Origin of the sequence: Brevibacillus sp. HB1.1 (assembly GCF_013332445.1) — a bacterium.
Lineage (GTDB): Bacteria > Bacillota > Bacilli > Brevibacillales > Brevibacillaceae > Brevibacillus > Brevibacillus porteri.
Genome location: NZ_JABMIV010000002.1, coordinates 766,793 through 783,816, shown reverse-complemented (window position 1 = coordinate 783,816; position 17,024 = coordinate 766,793). Strand labels below are relative to the sequence as shown.

At 48.4% G+C, this 17,024-nt stretch carries 19 protein-coding genes; 18 read left to right on the top strand and 1 reads right to left on the bottom strand.

Features of this window, described 5'->3' with window-relative positions; translation table 11 throughout:
- Window positions 1-11: 11 nt before the first annotated feature.
- The 16 genes from spoIIIAD (at window position 12) to HPY27_RS08535 (ending at window position 12,211) form a co-directional block, all read left to right on the top strand.
- On the top strand, window positions 12-401 hold the full coding sequence (gene spoIIIAD / locus HPY27_RS08610; protein ID WP_017247996.1) for a stage III sporulation protein AD: 390 nt from the start codon (window positions 12-14) through the stop codon (window positions 399-401).
- Between the two features lie 16 nt (window positions 402-417).
- Complete coding sequence (gene spoIIIAE, locus HPY27_RS08605) at window positions 418-1,614, top strand: stage III sporulation protein AE (protein ID WP_174224779.1); 1,197 nt, start codon at window positions 418-420, stop codon at window positions 1,612-1,614.
- An 8-nt stretch (window positions 1,615-1,622) separates the two neighbouring features.
- Window positions 1,623-2,300, top strand: coding sequence for a stage III sporulation protein AF (spoIIIAF, locus tag HPY27_RS08600; protein ID WP_017247998.1), 678 nt, complete (start codon window positions 1,623-1,625; stop codon window positions 2,298-2,300).
- A 31-nt stretch (window positions 2,301-2,331) separates the two neighbouring features.
- A complete protein-coding gene (gene spoIIIAG, locus HPY27_RS08595) occupies window positions 2,332-3,027 on the top strand; it encodes a stage III sporulation protein AG (RefSeq protein ID WP_017247999.1) in 696 nt (231 codons plus the stop codon).
- Between the two features lie 13 nt (window positions 3,028-3,040).
- Complete coding sequence (locus tag HPY27_RS08590) at window positions 3,041-3,715, top strand: SpoIIIAH-like family protein (protein WP_017248000.1); 675 nt, start codon at window positions 3,041-3,043, stop codon at window positions 3,713-3,715.
- Between the two features lie 207 nt (window positions 3,716-3,922).
- On the top strand, window positions 3,923-4,423 hold the full coding sequence (gene accB / locus HPY27_RS08585) for an acetyl-CoA carboxylase biotin carboxyl carrier protein (protein ID WP_174224778.1): 501 nt from the start codon (window positions 3,923-3,925) through the stop codon (window positions 4,421-4,423).
- 16 nt (window positions 4,424-4,439) lie between these two features.
- Window positions 4,440-5,795: an acetyl-CoA carboxylase biotin carboxylase subunit gene (gene accC / locus HPY27_RS08580; protein WP_069844621.1), complete on the top strand. Its 1,356-nt coding sequence runs from the start codon at window positions 4,440-4,442 to the stop codon at window positions 5,793-5,795.
- 70 nt (window positions 5,796-5,865) lie between these two features.
- Window positions 5,866-6,282, top strand: a complete 417-nt coding sequence (locus HPY27_RS08575; RefSeq protein ID WP_017248004.1) for an Asp23/Gls24 family envelope stress response protein — start codon at window positions 5,866-5,868, stop codon at window positions 6,280-6,282.
- 152 nt (window positions 6,283-6,434) lie between these two features.
- A complete protein-coding gene (gene amaP, locus HPY27_RS08570; protein ID WP_026043028.1) occupies window positions 6,435-6,992 on the top strand; it encodes an alkaline shock response membrane anchor protein AmaP in 558 nt (185 codons plus the stop codon).
- Window positions 6,993-7,004: 12 nt separating this feature from the next.
- Window positions 7,005-7,217: a DUF2273 domain-containing protein gene (locus HPY27_RS08565; RefSeq protein WP_017248006.1), complete on the top strand. Its 213-nt coding sequence runs from the start codon at window positions 7,005-7,007 to the stop codon at window positions 7,215-7,217.
- Window positions 7,218-7,264: 47 nt separating this feature from the next.
- Window positions 7,265-7,669, top strand: a complete 405-nt coding sequence (gene nusB, locus HPY27_RS08560) for a transcription antitermination factor NusB (protein ID WP_069844622.1) — start codon at window positions 7,265-7,267, stop codon at window positions 7,667-7,669.
- An 18-nt stretch (window positions 7,670-7,687) separates the two neighbouring features.
- Window positions 7,688-8,650 (top strand): tRNA (adenosine(37)-N6)-threonylcarbamoyltransferase complex transferase subunit TsaD, encoded by a 963-nt coding sequence (locus HPY27_RS08555; protein WP_174224777.1) that lies wholly within the window; start codon window positions 7,688-7,690, stop codon window positions 8,648-8,650.
- Between the two features lie 88 nt (window positions 8,651-8,738).
- On the top strand, window positions 8,739-9,593 hold the full coding sequence (folD, locus tag HPY27_RS08550; protein ID WP_174224776.1) for a bifunctional methylenetetrahydrofolate dehydrogenase/methenyltetrahydrofolate cyclohydrolase FolD: 855 nt from the start codon (window positions 8,739-8,741) through the stop codon (window positions 9,591-9,593).
- Between the two features lie 113 nt (window positions 9,594-9,706).
- Window positions 9,707-11,089: an exodeoxyribonuclease VII large subunit gene (xseA, locus tag HPY27_RS08545; RefSeq protein WP_174224775.1), complete on the top strand. Its 1,383-nt coding sequence runs from the start codon at window positions 9,707-9,709 to the stop codon at window positions 11,087-11,089.
- Window positions 11,058-11,309, top strand: a complete 252-nt coding sequence (xseB, locus tag HPY27_RS08540) for an exodeoxyribonuclease VII small subunit (protein ID WP_017248011.1) — start codon at window positions 11,058-11,060, stop codon at window positions 11,307-11,309. Before xseA ends, xseB begins: the two co-directional genes overlap by 32 nt.
- The gene (locus tag HPY27_RS08535) at window positions 11,309-12,211 is read left to right on the top strand and encodes a polyprenyl synthetase family protein (protein WP_174224774.1); all 903 of its coding nucleotides are present in this window, start codon (window positions 11,309-11,311) and stop codon (window positions 12,209-12,211) included. The genes xseB and HPY27_RS08535 overlap by 1 nt, the downstream gene beginning before the upstream one ends.
- Before the next feature lie 54 nt (window positions 12,212-12,265).
- Here HPY27_RS08535 and HPY27_RS08530 read toward each other — a convergent pair whose 3' ends face one another.
- Window positions 12,266-13,960 carry a M3 family oligoendopeptidase gene (locus HPY27_RS08530; protein WP_174224773.1) on the bottom strand — a complete coding sequence of 565 codons (1,695 nt, stop codon included), beginning with the start codon at window positions 13,958-13,960 and terminating at the stop codon, window positions 12,266-12,268.
- A 248-nt stretch (window positions 13,961-14,208) separates the two neighbouring features.
- Between HPY27_RS08530 and dxs the strand changes: the two genes are divergently transcribed.
- Window positions 14,209-16,095 (top strand): 1-deoxy-D-xylulose-5-phosphate synthase, encoded by a 1,887-nt coding sequence (gene dxs, locus HPY27_RS08525; RefSeq protein WP_017248014.1) that lies wholly within the window; start codon window positions 14,209-14,211, stop codon window positions 16,093-16,095.
- Window positions 16,092-16,910: a TlyA family RNA methyltransferase gene (locus tag HPY27_RS08520; RefSeq protein ID WP_017248015.1), complete on the top strand. Its 819-nt coding sequence runs from the start codon at window positions 16,092-16,094 to the stop codon at window positions 16,908-16,910. The genes dxs and HPY27_RS08520 overlap by 4 nt, the downstream gene beginning before the upstream one ends.
- The last annotated feature ends 114 nt before the right edge of the window (window positions 16,911-17,024 follow it).

Genomic DNA, 17,024 nt, shown 5'->3' with positions numbered 1-17,024 from the left:
AGGGGCTCCAGATGGAGATTGTACAAATTGTCGGACTAGGACTGGTGGCTACCATTCTCGCGCTAGTCATTAAGGAACAGAAGCCGATGTTCGCCTTTTTGCTGGCGATCGCGAGCGGAGTCATCATCTTTTACTTTCTCGTCGGAAAAATAGCAGATGTCATTCGAGTTTTGGAAAAATTGGCAGTTCAAGCAGATTTGAACCTTGTGTTTCTGGAAACGATTCTAAAAATCATTGGAATTGCCTACATTGCTGAATTCGGGGCACAGATGACCCGAGATGCTGGACAAGGTGCGATAGCTTCGAAAATCGAGCTCGCTGGAAAAGTCCTCATACTGGTTATGGCTGTACCGATCATCCAAATCATTATCGAAACAGTGATCGATTTGTTGCCGGCATAAGGGAGGTGGGATGTCCATGGCACACACTTGCAAGCTGATCCTGTTCTTGTTCCTGCTTCTTGCCTTGTTTCCAGTTGCCGTGTCTGCTGCTGTGACACCCGCTGTGACACCTGCGGCTGGTCCGATCAATCAAATTGTGCAACAACAGGTCGATCACTTGCAACTAGACAGAGTCGAACAGTATTGGCATCAGTTGCAGCGCGACTATAAAGGGTACTTGCCCGACTTGAAATCGGAAGGCTTTATCCAAATCCTCATGCAGCAAGGTGACCTCAGTATTTCAGGAGTCCTGCAAGGAATGGGCAAATTCATCTTTCATGAGATTTTGATGAATGGCAAGCTGCTCAGCTCCATCATTATCATTACGGTATTCGCGATGATTCTCGAAACGATGCAGAACGCCTTTGAACGCAATGCGGTATCGACAGTGGCGTACTCGATTACTTATCTCGTCTTGATGGTACTCGCAATTAACAGCTTTCATGTCGCCATTACCTATGCCAAAGATGCAATCGCGAACATGTCTGATTTCATGCTAGCCATGATCCCACTCGTCATCGCGCTGCTTGCTTCGGTAGGCAATCTGGCATCCGCCACTATGTTTCACCCGCTGATTATCTTCATGATCAACACCAGTGGCATGATGATCTCTTATGTCGTGTTTCCGCTTCTGTTTCTCTCTGCGATGCTCTCTATCGTCAGCCTGTTTTCAGAGAGGTACAAAGTCACACAGTTAGCGACCTTACTTCGCAATATTGCAATGGGTGTCCTTGGCTCATTTCTGACGATTTTTCTCGCCATCATTTCCATACAGGGAGCGACTTCAGCTGTTGCGGATGGGGTTACTCTCCGAACAGCGAAATACATCACGGGCAATTTCATCCCGATTGTAGGTCGTGTGTTCTCCGATGCGGCAGATACTGTACTCAATGCCTCGCTACTTGTCAAAAATGCCGTCGGCTTGGCAGGAGTTTTAATTCTGATCATGCTATGCGCGTTTCCGGCTTTGAAGATACTGGTACTGGCTCTGATCTACAATCTGTCATCTGCCGTACTCCAACCGCTTGGAAACAGCCCAATCATCAGTGCGTTAGGTACGATTGGGAAAAGTCTTTTGTTCGTCTTTGCTGCTTTGGCGACAGTCGGCTTGATGTTCTTTCTGGCGATTACGATCATTATTGCGGCGGGCAACATCTCCATGATGGTTCGGTAGGTGATGAAATGACGTGGTTAACACTGTGGTTGAAAAAAATTATCCTGCTCGTCCTTTTGGCTGCCTTCCTCGATCTGATCCTGCCCAATACGACATTGCAACGCTACGTAAAAATGGTGATGGGCTTGATTCTCTTGCTGACGATCATTTCTCCCGTGTTTAGTCTGTTCAGCCTCTCGCAGGAAGATTTGGCCTTTCGTCTGGATCGCTACCAACAAGAGCTGAACAAGCCTGCTTCGGCAGAGTGGAAACGCATCACTGACAAGCTGCTCGGTCAACAAAACCAACAGATGACCGCTTACGTACAGTCACAGGTAGCGTCCTCGGTAAAAGCCAGTGTCAAAGAGCAGTACGGCGTAACAGTCGAAGATGTCACGATTACCGTCAATCAGCAAAATCCGGAACAGCCAACCCTTGAGCGAATCGAGTTGGTAGTCGGTGACGCGAACAAGGAAGAGCAAAAAGGGCAGAGCACGATTGAACCGATTAAACCTGTCCAGCCTGTTGAGATTACGATTGGCGAGCCCATTGAAATACAACCTGATCCCAAATCAGATATTGCAGCAACAACTCACCATGACAACCCACTTTACGCGCAAATCACAAACGATGTCGCCAAAGAGTGGGGGCTTTCGAAGAGTCAGGTCGTCATCAAAGACGAATCGAGAGAAAGAGAGAAACAGTAGCGGATACTGTCAGTGAAGCGAGGTGAAAACCATGAACCAATTGTGGGAAAAGCTGAAAAGTCTGTTTATGAAGCGACAAGGCGAAACGATGCAAGAAGAAAAGAAAATCGTTGTGGGGAGCAAGGGCAAAAACCAAAAACTAAAGCCGCTGCATTATTTCATCGTCATATTGGGAGTAGGGATAGCCATCATGATTTTGACGGATTTCCTCAGAGTGGAAAAAGATCAGCCACTCGGATTTGGAGATATAGGGAGTGAGGCGCCAGGTCCTCCTGGAGGCGATTCAACTTCCCAGGTGCTGGGGGGATCAGCGACTACCGACGTCATTGCAGAATATGAAAACATTTACGAGACACAGCTTCGCGATATCCTCGCTTCTGTTGTCGGCGTCGGCGAAGTAGAGGTCATGGTCAATCTGGAATCAACGCCAGAGCTGGTTGTGGAAAAAAATCGTAACATTCGTTCCTCAACCAATCAGGAAATGGACAAAGAAAAGGCAACCCGCAATCAAAATGACCAGTCACGAGATGAGCAGGTCGTCATCGTGCAAGGCGGCAAGCAAGATGCCCCCGTCATTGTGAAGACGTTGAAGCCGAAAGTCCGCGGGGTCCTGGTAGTCGCTAAAGGGGCCGATAACATCCAGGTTAAAGCGTGGATCACTGAAGCCGTTCAAAAGGTTTTGGATGTACCCGCTTATAAAATATCCATTTTGCCCAAAAAAGGGTAGGAGGTAATGGCGAATGATTCTACGAAAGCAAACGGTATGGTTGTTGACAATGCTTGCTGTCATGGTTGTGCTCTCCGGATATTACTTGGTGAAGGGGCCGCAAGACCAGGTCCCAACATCAGGAAAAGAGCAAGCCGTCCAGAAACAAGAGCAAATTTCTGGCGTGGTTGTTGAATCGAAGCAAGTAGATCACGCCCCACAAGCAACTCCTGTCGATCAAGCTCCAAAGGCAACTCCGGTAGACGAAAAAAATGGCACGCAGGAAGCCAAAACTCCTGCTGCGCCAGAAGCGAAACCAGCGGCTACGAACACGGTCGTCCCAGTAGCGGAAACGGCGAGTGAAATCTTCCAAGGCTACAAAATGAAACGCGAAGCCATGCTGCAGCAACAAAAAGACGAACAGCTCGCAATCGTAAACAGCACGGAGTCCTCTCCGCAGGCAGTAGCAGAAGCGATGGCTAAGTTTGAAGAACTGTCCAACATGGAAAGTGCTACAATGACTGCAGAAGAAATGCTCAAGGCGAGTGGCTATCAGGATGCGGTCGTTACTGTCCAAAATGACAAGGCGACAGTCCTTGTACAAAAAGATAAATTGAGCGCCAACGAGGTTGTGGAAATCATTGCAAACGTGAAGCAGCACTTGAATATCCCGGCGACAAACATAAACGTACAATACAAGTCATCCTAATAAAAGCTGCGGTAGTTTCTCGTTATAAGGGATAGGAGAAACGGGCATGATGGTAAGGATTTTCTCGCTTCTGTTGGAAAAGAAGCGGGGAAATCCTTTCTTGACGTGGTTTAGGCAACAGGCTACCATGGATTTATGGTTTGCCAAAAGGATACATAATGGACTCCACGAACCTTATTGAAAGAAAAGAAGGAGTGCTTGTTCGTAATGAAAATGCATGAAATCCGCGAAATTATTAAGTTAATTGATCAATCTTCCATTCAAGAATTTAACTTGGAAACAGAAGGTGCCAAGGTGTCTCTGAAAAAATCCAATGGTACGGAAACGATTGTCGTCACGCAACCAGCGGTTCAAGCTCCTGTTGCAGCACCAGTAGCACATATCCCGGCTCAGCCAGTTGTTGCGGCAGCGCCAGTCGTAGCAGAAGCTCCGAAAGCAGCAGCTGTACAAGCATCGGATGACGCCAATCTCCACAAGATTGTATCTCCAATGGTAGGGACTTTCTATAGCGCACCAGAACCAGGCAAGCCGGCTTATGTACAAGTTGGTGACAAAGTGACTGCGAGCAAAGTCGTTTGCATCGTGGAAGCTATGAAACTCTTTAACGAAATCGAAGCAGAAGTAAGCGGCGAGATCGTGAAAGTGCTTGTAGAAGACGGTCAATTGGTTGAGTATGGCCAAGCATTGTTTTTGGTGAAGCCAGAATAAGGTGGGGGAGAGCGGAATGTTTCAAAAAGTATTGATTGCCAATCGCGGAGAAATTGCCGTGCGTATTATCCGGGCATGCCGCGAGCTGGGCATTCGTACGGTCGCCGTCTACTCCGAAGCGGATCGTGAAGCGCTTCATGTGAAGCTGGCCGACGAAGCCTACTGTATTGGTCCAAAGGCATCCAAGGAAAGCTATTTGAATATAGCAAACATCATGAGCGTAGCGACCAAGGTAGGGGCAGACGCCATCCATCCTGGTTATGGCTTCTTGGCAGAAAACGCCGACTTTGCCGAGATTTGTACCGCCTGCAACATTACCTTTATCGGTCCAGACCCAGAAGCAATTGTGAAGATGGGGGACAAGTCCACAGCTAAGGATACGATGAAAACGGCAGGTGTACCTACTGTACCAGGTACGGAAGGACTGATCGAAGATGTGGCTGACGCTGTAGTCACCGCAAACCAGATTGGCTATCCTGTCATGGTCAAAGCAACAGCGGGTGGCGGCGGACGCGGAATGCGCGTAGCCGTTGACGACGAAGATTTGGAAAAAGCGATCCGTCAGGCGCAAAACGAGGCGAAAACGGCTTTTGGAAATCCAGGGGTTTACTTGGAGAAGTTCGTGGAAGGCCCACGACATGTAGAAATTCAAATCATGGCCGACAAGCATGGCAATGCCGTATTCCTGGGTGAGCGCGACTGCTCCATCCAACGTCGTCACCAAAAGCTGATCGAGGAAGCGCCATCTCCAGCATTGAGTGAGGAGCTGCGCCGACAAATGGGTGAAGCTGCTGTTGCGGCGGCAAAAGCCGTTTCCTATCATGGTGCGGGCACTGTCGAGTTTTTGCTGGATAAACACGGAAAGTTCTACTTCATGGAAATGAATACGCGTATTCAGGTAGAGCACCCTGTAACCGAGCTGGTGACTGGCTTTGACCTGATCAAGGAGCAGCTGACCGTAGCGGCAGGGCAACCATTGTCCTTTACACAAGAGGATATCCAAATGGATGGCTGGGCTATTGAATGCCGTATTAATGCTGAGAATCCTGCGAAAAACTTCATGCCTTCGCCAGGTCGTATCACGGAATATTTGGCGCCAGGCGGCTTTGGTGTGCGCGTAGACAGTGCAGCGTATGCGGGATATTCCATTCCGCCATACTACGACTCTATGATCGCCAAGCTGATTGTGTGGGGCAAGGATCGTAACGAAGCGATTGACCGTATGAAGCGTGCCTTGAGTGAATTCGTCGTAGAGGGTATTACGACGACGATTCCATTCCATTTGAAGGTATTGGAGCATGAAGTATTTGTCAGCGGTCATTTCGATACGAAATTCTTGGAAACCTACGATTTGAAGCTGGATGAAGAGTAAGTAGGGCTGATTTGTAAAAATACGGTGTGCTTGGTATAATGAAATACAAATCTAAAGGGAGGTGCGAAGCATGGAAGAGTTTACTCCAGATTTAGATAGAACAGAACTTGGTAAGGTCCAGATCGCTCCCGAAGTGTTGGAAGTGATTGCCGGCATGGCTGCGTCCGAAGTAGAAGGCGTAGCACAAATGAGCGGCGGTTTCGTAGGAGAAATAGCTGAACGTTTAGGCCGTAAAAATATAGCTCGTGGCGTTCGAGTGGAGGTTGGCTCCAAAGAAGCAGCAGTTGATGTGTCTATCATTGTCAAATACGGACATCGCATCCCGGAAGTCGCTCGAAATATTCAAGATAGTGTACGCAATGGGATTGAGAGCATGACAGGTCTTTCGGTAGTTGAAGTAAACGTACATATCGTTGATGTTGAGTTGAAAGCTGAAGAAAAAGCACCGGCACCAGTACCGGTTGAAGAACACCAGCGCGTGCGCTAACAAGCAGCGGATGGATGCCCCCTACGAACAGGGGGCATTTTCCTCATTTGAAAACGTGATTTTGTTTAGGCTTTCAGCGTAAATTCATGGAGTGTTCCGGAGCGTGCCGTGTTTGTCTCCTTTTTCAAACATGGCTGAAAGGAGAGGTGCTTGTGAACTTGTTTGACCGTTTTATCTTGACGATTTATAGCTTTGCGCTTATTGTGTTGTCCTGCATCGCGATAGCAGCGACCAGCGGATTGATCCATCCAGATTTTTTCCGTCCGTACGTGGATCAGATACTGGCGGGTACGAACATCACCTATCTCATTGTCGCGATTATTTTCCTCGTAGTCAGCCTTCGCTTCTTTTTCAGTTCTTTCCGCTCTAACAAGCCTAAAGTAGAACGGGGAATCCGTCAGCGCAGTGATTTGGGTGAGGTCAACATTACGATTCAGACGATCCAGACAATTGCAGAGCGTGCAGCCCGCCGAGTGAAAGGAGTGCGCGACATGAAAACGACAGTCAAAGCACTCGAGAGCGGCAATATTATCACTCTGCGTGTTTCGGTAGATGGAGAAACGCCATTACCTGAACTGACACAGAAGCTACAGGCTGACGTGAAGGAGCAAGTCGAAGGGATTGCTGGGGTTGTCATTTCCGAGGTGGTCATTGTCGTGACGGAAGTAGCTCAGCAGGAAAACTACGCGGCTCGTAAACGGGTGGAATAGAAGGTGAAGTCCATGGTAAGGGAGTTAATGTGGGAACACAAGGGGAAGCTAATGGGGGTTTTGGCCGGACTTTTTTTCGGCATCATCTACCTTCTCGTGGGATTTTGGGATACACTGGTTTTTGTTGTGTTTGTCGGGACCGGTTATTATATTGGTCGCAAGCTCGATCATAAAGAAGACTTGCGTGAGATACTCGACAAGATTTTGCCAGGCAAGTTTCGGTGACATAAAGAAGGTCCGAGCTCAATCTAATTAGTAGGTGAATGAATGGTATGAAACGAAGAACAGCACGAGAAAAAGCAGTTCAATGTCTTTTCCAAATCGATATGGCAGAGGTTCCGCTAACGGATGCGGTTGCCCTCGTCATGGAAGAATCTGAGGAAAATGCGCAGTACTTGCGATATCTCCTCGACGGTGTATTGAAAAACTTGACTGAGATTGATTCGGAAATCAAGAAGTATTTGCGTGGATGGCAATTGGAACGCATCGCCAATGTAGATCGCGCTATTCTTCGTCTGGCTTTTTACGAGATCATGTTCGAGCAAGACACTCCTGACAAAGTCGTGATGAACGAAGCGATTGAGATCGCGAAGCTCTTTAGCGACGAGCAGTCCCACCGATACATTAACGGTGTGTTGTCGAGCTTCTTGCAATCGCGTGAAACCAAGCAGGCGTAATAGGTAGGAGATACAAGCATGAGTAAGGTAATGTTGGGCATCGACACGAGCAATTACCGGACATCACTGTGCTTGGCTGAGGAAGACGGCCGAATTGTCGCAGAAGCAAAACGCCTTCTGAAAGTAAAGGAGGGCAAGCGCGGACTGCAACAATCCGAAGCCGTCTTTCAGCATGTGATGAACCTGCCGGAATTAAGTGAAGAGATGAAGTGGAAGGATTACGAGATTGCAGCGATTTGCGTGAGCGAGAAGCCGCGTCCGCAAGACGGATCGTATATGCCTGTATTTAAGGTAGGAGAGGGTTTGGCGAAATCGTTGGCGACTTATTTGCGCGTTCCCCTCCACTTGACGACTCATCAAGAGGGGCATATCGCGGCGGGGGAATATACCGCTGAGGTGCGTCCGATAAAGGATCGCTTTTTGGCCGTACATTTGTCTGGAGGCACCAGCGAGTTGTTGTTGTGCGAGCGTCATGCAGCCGGTTATGCCATTGAGAAAATCGGTGGGACGATCGATCTGCACGCTGGGCAGCTGGTTGATCGGATTGGTGTGGCACTCGGTCTGTCCTTTCCTGCGGGTCCTGCATTGGAGCAATTAGCTAAGGACTCAACAGAAGCGTTTCGGATTTCTTCAGCGGTTGACGGGCTTTCCTTTAGTTTTTCTGGTCCAGAGGCTTCGCTTTTGCGTGAAGTGGAGAAGGGAAGTACGAGCCCTGCTGAGATTGCGCGGGCGACAGAGCAATGTATTGCCAATACTCTAGAGAAGTCCTTACGTCATGCAGTAGAGCAAGGCTACCCGAAGGACATCTTGATTGTTGGAGGAGTAGCTGCTAATTATTACATACGTGAGCGGCTGATCAAACGCCTGGAACACCCTGCCGTGAAGGCGAAGCTGTACTTCTGTGACCCCGTTTACTCCGGTGATAATGCCTATGGAGTCGCTATGTTGGGGTGGATGAAGCAAAAGACGAACATTAAATAAATGAGAACTTTTTATAATTCGGCTTTACAGCGGAGGGGGAAATCGGTACACTTAACGTATCGACGTTGATAAAGGAGGCATTTTCTCCATGGCTGCAACCATTCTCCAGGGAAAAGAAGTAGCACAGAGTATTCGGGCCGAATTGGCGAACGAAGTAGCTGAATTGAAAAAACAAGGGATCGTACCGGGTTTGACCGTTGTCATTGTGGGAGACGACCCGGCTTCTCACTCCTATGTGCGTGGTAAAGCAAAGGGCTGCGAGGAAGTCGGTATTTCATCCGAGATCATCATGAAGGACGCGGACATCACAGAGGAAGAGTTGTTGGTTATCATTCAACAGTTGAACGAAAATCCGAACGTTAATGGGATTTTGGTTCAGCTTCCTCTTCCCGCTCATATTTCAGAGCATGCGGTAATTGAAGCCATTGCTCCTGAAAAAGATGTGGACGGTTTCCATCCGATTAGCGTAGGAAATATGGTATTGGGAAATGACACGCTGCTTCCTTGCACGCCGCACGGGATTATTGAATTGATCAAGCGCACAGGCACCTCAATGGCAGGCAAATATGCAGTGGTGATCGGACGCAGCAACATCGTTGGAAAACCGGTCTCATTGCTACTGCAACAGGAAAATGCTACGGTAACCATGTGTCATTCTCGCACACAAAATCTCGAGGAATACACCCAAAAGGCAGACATCCTCGTCGTTGCAACCGGTAGGGCTCATATGATCGGCAAAGAGCATGTCAAACCGGGTGCTGTCGTCATTGACGTTGGTGTGAACCGCATCGAAACGGGTAAGCTGGTTGGAGATGTCAAGTTCGACGAGGTCAAAGAAGTGGCTAGCTTTTTAACCCCAGTTCCTGGCGGTGTTGGCCCGATGACGATTACGATGCTGCTGAAAAATACGGTTGCGGCAGCGAAAAAGCAAGCAAAACAATAGAAGAAAATCGGCAACTTATTATAGAATGGATAAGGCATAAGCTTTATCCATTCTTTTGCATAGTCTTTGTTACATGCACGGCAAAGCCAAGTTTTTTGTAAAGGAGGGGCCGCATGGCATTACAAGATATTTTATCAGTGAGTGATCTCAATCGTTATATTAAGCTGGTGCTGGAACAGGAACCCCACCTGCAAGATATATGGGTGAGAGGGGAAATCTCCAATTTTACCCACCACTCCAGTGGTCATATGTATTTCACGCTGAAGGACAAGCAGTCACGCATCAAAGTCGTCATGTTTGCAAGTTATAACCGCTTCCTGCGTTTCTTGCCCAAAGATGGAGCAAAAGCGATTGTACGCGGGTCTATTTCTGCATACGAACGGGACGGCGCGTATCAGCTGTACGCCAAAGAGATGCAGCCAGATGGTCTCGGCTCGCTTTATTTAGCATTTGAGCAGCTAAAAGAAAAATTGGCTCAAGAAGGGTTGTTTGCAGCGGAGAGGAAACGGATGCTCCCGCGTTTTCCCAAACGTGTCGGTGTCGTCACTTCTCCCACAGGAGCAGCCATCCGAGATATTTGCACGACGATTCGCAGACGGTATCCACAAGCAGAGATCGTACTTTCACCAGCCGTTGTCCAAGGTACGGATGCACCTGCATCGATTGTCTCCGCTATTCGGATTATGAACGATCAGCCTGACATTGATGTTCTCATCGTAGGGCGCGGTGGTGGTTCTATCGAGGAGCTGTGGGCGTTTAATGATGAAAACGTAGCGAGGGCAATTGCTGCATCACTCATCCCTGTCATCTCCGCTGTTGGACACGAGACGGATGTGACGATCGCCGATTTCGTAGCAGATGTCCGTGCAGCTACACCGACAGCGGCAGCTGAATTGGCTGTACCGCATTATTTGGAATGGGTCGAGAGAGTGCGGCAGCTCGAAATACGGATGCATCGAGCAGTGCGTGGTACCATGACAGAGCAGAGAAACCGTTTGACACGCTTGAGCAATGCATATGCGATGCGCCAACCGGAGCGGAGGCTGGAGGAAGCGTCTGAACGATTGGATCGGGCGCATTTGCGGATGCGTCAATCGATGAAGCATTTGCTGGAAAGAAGACGCGAACGCTATACGCGATTAGATGAACAGATCAAGCGCTATCGCCTCGCCGATCAAATCGGGGATAAAAGAAAAAATCTATCTAAACTCCGAGCCACCCTGAACGAACGGATGCTGGGTCGTCTCAACCAAAAAAGAATGGCATTCGCGGCTCGTGTAGCTACTTTGGAAGCACTGAGTCCGCTGAAGGTCATGCAGCGTGGATTCTCACTTGTATACACCAATGACAGACTCGTAAAATCGGTGGAACAGTTTGCCCAGGGCGATGAGATCATGGTACGATTAAGTGATGGCAGTGCGACTGCGCGTGTGGAAAAAGTGAAGCGGGAGGAGGAGAAGAAGAGTGGCTCGCAAGAAAACAGAACAAGAGACTGATATGCAGTTTGAAGAAGCGATGAAGCGTCTGGAAGAAGTCGTCAATCGACTCGAGGAAGGAGATATTCCCCTCGAAGAAGCGATTACGTTATATCAGGAAGGAGTAACTCTTTCCAGAATTTGTGGTCAAAAGCTGGATGCAATCGAAGCGAAGATTACCCAGTTGGTAGAAGAAGACGGGCAGGTAAAGCAGAAGGCTTTTCGCGTGGAAGGAGAATAATGATCGGCGTGCATACATTCGAGAGTTATTTGGTGGAAAAGACCGCTTATATAGAACAAAGACTCCTGCCAGCCCTTGAGCAGCAAGGAGTTCCGGAAAACTTGTACGAATCCATGAAGTATTCGCTCATGGCAGGCGGAAAGAGGCTGCGTCCCATGCTGGTGTTGGCGGTCCTCGAAGCACTGGACAAGCCGATTGAACGGGGTGTGGCATTTGCGGCTGCCTTGGAAATGATACATACGTACTCCTTGATTCACGATGACCTCCCTGCGATGGACGACGATGATCTGCGTCGCGGAAAACCAACCAATCACAAAGTATTCGGTGAAGCAACAGCCATCCTGGCAGGAGATGCCTTGCTGACGAGAGCGTTCGCATACATTGCAGAAGCTTACATGGATCGCGCTGATGTTTCAGCGGCTACTACCGTGAAACTGATTGCGGAGCTGGGAAAACGTGCAGGAGCAACTGGCATGGTCGGTGGACAAATGGCTGATATCGAAGGGGAGAGTAAGCGCCTTACCCTCGATCAGCTCGAATTTATCCATCGTCACAAAACGGGTGATCTCTTGATCGCAGCCTTGCGCGGGGGAGGCTACCTCGCAGAAGCATCCGAAGGACAAATGGAAGCATTGACACGCTATGGTGTTTGCATTGGTCTTGCTTTTCAAATTCAGGATGACATCTTGAATGTGGAAGGAGATGCCCAAGAGCTGGGGAAAGCAGTTGGCAGCGATGCGGATCGGGAAAAGGCGACGTATCCATCGCTTCTTGGTCTAGCCGAATCGAAGGCGCGTCTTACCGAATTGATTGCGGAGGCAAAAGCAGCGCTTGCAGATGCGGGAATCGAGAATTCTGCACTCAGCCCTTTGGCCGACTACGTGCGTGATCGTAATAAATAAGTGAAAGCTGGCAACCCATACGGGAAATGCCAGCTTTTTTGCATACCTACCTAATTACAACTTCTTATCGTCAACGCTATTTAAAAATTGTTCAATCTCGCCAATCACTGATGGGATACTGTCGCCCTCAAATGGAGAATACAGCTTCGCCACTTGTACCAGTTCGAGGAATGACTTACTGCCACCTTCGCGGCAAAGCGTCAAATAATCCTCCCAAGCTTGCTTTGGCTCAGATTGAGACCGTTTCCAAAATTGGAACGCGCAAATCTGGGCCAGTGTGTAGTCGATGTAATAGAAGGGACTTTGAAAAATATGCGTTTGTTGCTGCCAGAACCCGCCATCCTCCAGATACTCATTCTGTGCGTAATTGCGATGCGGGAGGTACTTGCGCTCAATTTCACGCCAAGCCTGTTTGCGCTCTGCTGGGGTCATATCTGGGTGCTCGTAGACAACATGCTGGAACTCATCAACAGACACGCCGTACGGAATGAACTGGAGTCCACTACTCAGATGAGAGAATTTGTATTTATCGGTATCTTCTTTGAAAAAATGCTCCATCCATGGCCAGGTCAAAAACTCCATGCTCATTGAATGTATTTCACACGCCTCGTAGGTTGGGAAATGATATTCAGGGACCTCAAAATCTCGGCTTACATACACCTGAAACGCATGTCCTGCCTCGTGCGTAAGTACGTCAATATCACCGGATGTACCATTAAAATTGGCGAAAATAAAGGGGAGCCTGTATTGGCTGATGTATTCACAGTAGCCGCCTGTAGCCTTTCCTTTTTTGCTCAATAGATCTAAACAGTCATTGTCCAGCATGAAGTTGTAAAATTCGTCGGTTTCAGGTGACAACTCGGCATACATTTTTTTCCCGTTTTCCACAATCCATTCCGGCGGGCCTTTCGGGCTCGGATTCCCTGTAGCGAAATCAAAGGAAAGATCGTAATACTCAAGTGTATCGACACCAATGCGCTGGCGCTGACGTTCAACGAGCTTTGATGCTACTGGAACGATGTGCGCAAGCACTTGTTGGCGGAAACTGGCTACCATTTCTGCGTTGTAATCAGAACGGTTCATACGTGCATAGCCTAGCTCCACAAAGCTATTGAAGCCGAGTTTTTTGGCGATGCGTGTGCGTACCTTGACGAGCTGATCGTAAATGCGATCAAATTCGTCCGTATTTTGCCGCATATAATCATACTTCGCTTCATTAGCTCGTTTGCGCATGTCTCTATCCTTCGCGATTGTAAAAGGAATCATCTCTGAAAGGTTTCGCTCTTCTCCTTCAAACATGATTTTGGCAGAAGCTTTCAGAGCGACATATTGACTAGCCAAACGATTTTCTTCCTGCAAATCAGTGATAACTTCTGGCGAAAATGTACGGAGTGTGCTCTCAGCGATGCGAAACAGCTGTGCTCCCCATTTTTCTTCCAAGTCAGCGCGGAAGGGAGAATCGACGATTGCCTGATAGTAGCGGGAAACGATTCCGGTATACAAAGGAGTTGCTTCATCCCAATAGTCCTGCTCTGCTTTGTAGTAAGGATCTTCTGTATTGATCGTGTGGCGGATTTGTGCGACATTACGCGCAGATTCCACTTCTTGTCGCAGTTTGTTCAATTGAGCCATGATCGTATCTTGCTCAGGGAAGCTTGCAGCATGTTGAAACGCTTCCAACAATTGCGTGAATTGTCCTTCAACTTTGTCCATATCCATGCGCTCATACTGAATTTGTGAGAACTTCACGGACGTCCACCTCTTTTGTTCGGAGTATGTATTCAAAATCATCTTACCAGAAAATGCAAGGTATCGCCTTCATATTCGTATATGTTGATGAAAAGTGGTGTTTTTATTAAGAAACCGTTATAATGAATCAAGCTGAAAATAAGCGAAATCGGCTATAGCAATAAGGAAAGCCGGGTTTTCTAGTGGCTTGATTGATATGCAGCATGCACAATCGCCGGAGAACGAACAGTGGAAAGTGAGGAATACCAATGCTGCTTACTACTATAAATGATCCTCAAGACTTGAAAAAGTGCACGCAACCGCAGCTACATACATTGGCATCCGAGATCCGTCAGTTTCTAATCGAGACGCTATCGAAAACAGGTGGTCATCTCGCGCCGAATCTGGGAGTCGTCGAGTTGACGCTAGCGCTGCACTATGTTTTTGACAGTCCCAAGGACAAGCTGATCTGGGATGTCGGACATCAAGCATACGTACATAAAATGCTGACAGGACGCCGGGAGATGTTTCCGACCTTGCGTCAGTATAAAGGTCTGTGTGGGTTCCCAAAAATGGTAGAAAGCCCGCATGACGTCTGGGAAACCGGACATAGCAGTACGTCTTTGTCTGCCGCAATGGGGATGGCGACTGCGCGGGACTTGAAAAAGGAAAAGAATCATGTGATTGCAGTCATCGGTGACGGTGCGCTGACAGGTGGTATGGCTCTGGAGGCCTTGAACCACATCGGTCATGAGCGTAAGAATGTCATCGTTGTGTTAAATGATAACGAAATGTCCATCGCGCCAAACGTTGGGGCCTTGCATAACTACTTGGGGAAAATTCGCTCGACGGAGAACTATCAATGGGCGAAGGATGAAGTCGAAGGATTGTTGAAATCCATTCCGGCTGTAGGGGGCAAATTGGCTCACATGGCTGAACGCTTCAAGGACAGCATGAAGTACTTGCTCGTATCTGGCGTTCTCTTCGAAGAGCTCGGCTTTACGTATATTGGCCCAATCGACGGACATAACATGGAGCTGTTGCTCGATACATTAAAGACAGCCAAGCATACAAAAGGCCCTGTTTTGATTCATGCCATCACGAAAAAAGGACTAGGCTATGCGCCAGCTGAAGCCGACTCAGTCAAGTGGCATGGTATCGGTACGTATAAAATCGAGTCAGGTGATACACCGAAATCTGCACCAACGTATACGTCTGTTTTTGCGGAAACGATGATGAAGCTCGCAGATGAAGACAATTCGATCGTAGCTGTTACCCCTGCAATGCCAGCGGGTTCAGGCTTGATCCCATTTGGACAGAAGTACCCTGACAGACTGTTTGACGTTGGGATTGCAGAGCAGCACGCATGTACATTTGCGGCAGGATTAGCGACACAAGGCTTGAAGCCGGTCTTTGCGATTTATTCGACCTTTTTGCAAAGAGCCTATGATCAGCTGGTCCACGATGTCGCGCGTCAAAAACTCAATGTGATTTTCGCTGTTGACCGTGCTGGGCTCGTCGGAGCAGACGGGGAGACACACCAAGGGATGTACGATGTGGCATTCATGCGCATCATTCCAAATATGGTCATTATGGCACCGAAGGATGAAAATGAGCTGCGTCACATGATGAAGACAGCAGTGGAATATAAAGACGGTCCGATCTCTTATCGTTATCCGCGATTGCCGATTCGTGGCGTCAAAATGGATGATGATCTGCAAGTGCTGCCAATCGGAAAAGCGGAGATTGTACGCGAAGGCAAACACGTTGCGATCCTCTCGTTCGGTCACGTATTTGAAATTGCTGAGGCGGCTGTCAATCAGCTTCAAGAAGAAGGAATCAAACCGATGCTGGTCAATGCACGTTTTTGCAAGCCTTTGGACGAAGAGCTTTTGTACCGTCTGGCGAAGGAAGGCTACGATATCATTACGGTCGAAGAGGGCTGTGAAATGGGTGGATTCGGCAGCGCTGTCATAGAATGCTACAATCGTGCAGGCTATCACGGCATGAATGTACAGGTTGTCGCGGTACCTGATTATTTTGTTGAGCATGGAAGTGTGAAAGAACAGCGGCAAGAGGTAGGGCTCACAGCTGATAATATCGCTGCTCGTGTCCGATCCTTGATGCCAATTTCGAAGGGCGTAGTGGAAGCATGAGTGTAAGAAAAGAACGGGTTGATGTTCTCTTGGTCGAGAGAGGCCATTATGAGACCAGAGAAAAAGCAAAAGCAGCCGTAATGGCAGGCCTTGTGCAAGTAGCTGGCGAACGCTGTGACAAGCCGGGAACCAAATTTGCCGAGGATGTTGCGATTACGGTGAAGGGCGAGGTACACCCGTATGTGAGTCGGGGTGGCCTCAAGTTGGAAAAGGCATTGCGTGTCTTTGAGATCGACATGAAGGATCGTGTCATGATGGACATCGGGGCCTCCACGGGCGGATTTACGGACTGTGCGCTGCAAAACGGTGCGCGACTTGTATACGCTATTGATGTCGGGTACGGACAGCTCGCGTGGACCTTGCGACAGGATGAACGAGTGGTCGTCATGGAACGGACAAATTTCCGTCATATGGACCCGGAAGCTTTTGAACATGAACGTCCAAACGCGGCATCAATTGACGTATCGTTTATTTCATTGCGATTGATTTTGCCGGTGTTGTACCGTTTTCTGCTCGATGGTGGTGACGTCGTTGCGCTGGTTAAGCCTCAATTTGAAGCCGGCAAGGATAGAGTCGGAAAGAATGGAATCGTCCGTGATCCAGAAGTACACGAGAGCGTACTGACTGACATCGGTCAATTTGCCAGTGGATTGGGTTTCGCGCTAAAGGGCTTGGACTACTCTCCAATTACAGGGGGAGAAGGAAACATTGAATTTGTTATGCATGTCCAGAAAAGTGAGGGCGGCATGGATTCGGAAGCATGGTTGCAATGCGTAACAGAGGTAGTTGCCTCTGCACATGCGAATTTGAAATAGGATAAAAAACCAAAGCCTCGGGAGTTTTGTCACAATCGAGGCTTTTTATTTATGCATGTGAAGTTGTATACTTGAATATGAGGTTGTTCAAGAAGGATTTCCAACCAACCAGTT

Coding starts and splice junctions, on each gene's coding strand:
- spoIIIAD (WP_017247996.1), top strand. CDS start 12: ATGGAGATTGTACAAATTGTCGGACTAGGACTGGTGGCTACCATTCTC.
- spoIIIAE (WP_174224779.1), top strand. CDS start 418: ATGGCACACACTTGCAAGCTGATCCTGTTCTTGTTCCTGCTTCTTGCC.
- spoIIIAF (WP_017247998.1), top strand. CDS start 1,623: ATGACGTGGTTAACACTGTGGTTGAAAAAAATTATCCTGCTCGTCCTT.
- spoIIIAG (WP_017247999.1), top strand. CDS start 2,332: ATGAACCAATTGTGGGAAAAGCTGAAAAGTCTGTTTATGAAGCGACAA.
- HPY27_RS08590 (WP_017248000.1), top strand. CDS start 3,041: ATGATTCTACGAAAGCAAACGGTATGGTTGTTGACAATGCTTGCTGTC.
- accB (WP_174224778.1), top strand. CDS start 3,923: ATGAAAATGCATGAAATCCGCGAAATTATTAAGTTAATTGATCAATCT.
- accC (WP_069844621.1), top strand. CDS start 4,440: ATGTTTCAAAAAGTATTGATTGCCAATCGCGGAGAAATTGCCGTGCGT.
- HPY27_RS08575 (WP_017248004.1), top strand. CDS start 5,866: ATGGAAGAGTTTACTCCAGATTTAGATAGAACAGAACTTGGTAAGGTC.
- HPY27_RS08565 (WP_017248006.1), top strand. CDS start 7,005: ATGGTAAGGGAGTTAATGTGGGAACACAAGGGGAAGCTAATGGGGGTT.
- nusB (WP_069844622.1), top strand. CDS start 7,265: ATGAAACGAAGAACAGCACGAGAAAAAGCAGTTCAATGTCTTTTCCAA.
- HPY27_RS08555 (WP_174224777.1), top strand. CDS start 7,688: ATGAGTAAGGTAATGTTGGGCATCGACACGAGCAATTACCGGACATCA.
- folD (WP_174224776.1), top strand. CDS start 8,739: ATGGCTGCAACCATTCTCCAGGGAAAAGAAGTAGCACAGAGTATTCGG.
- xseA (WP_174224775.1), top strand. CDS start 9,707: ATGGCATTACAAGATATTTTATCAGTGAGTGATCTCAATCGTTATATT.
- HPY27_RS08535 (WP_174224774.1), top strand. CDS start 11,309: ATGATCGGCGTGCATACATTCGAGAGTTATTTGGTGGAAAAGACCGCT.
- dxs (WP_017248014.1), top strand. CDS start 14,209: ATGCTGCTTACTACTATAAATGATCCTCAAGACTTGAAAAAGTGCACG.
- HPY27_RS08520 (WP_017248015.1), top strand. CDS start 16,092: ATGAGTGTAAGAAAAGAACGGGTTGATGTTCTCTTGGTCGAGAGAGGC.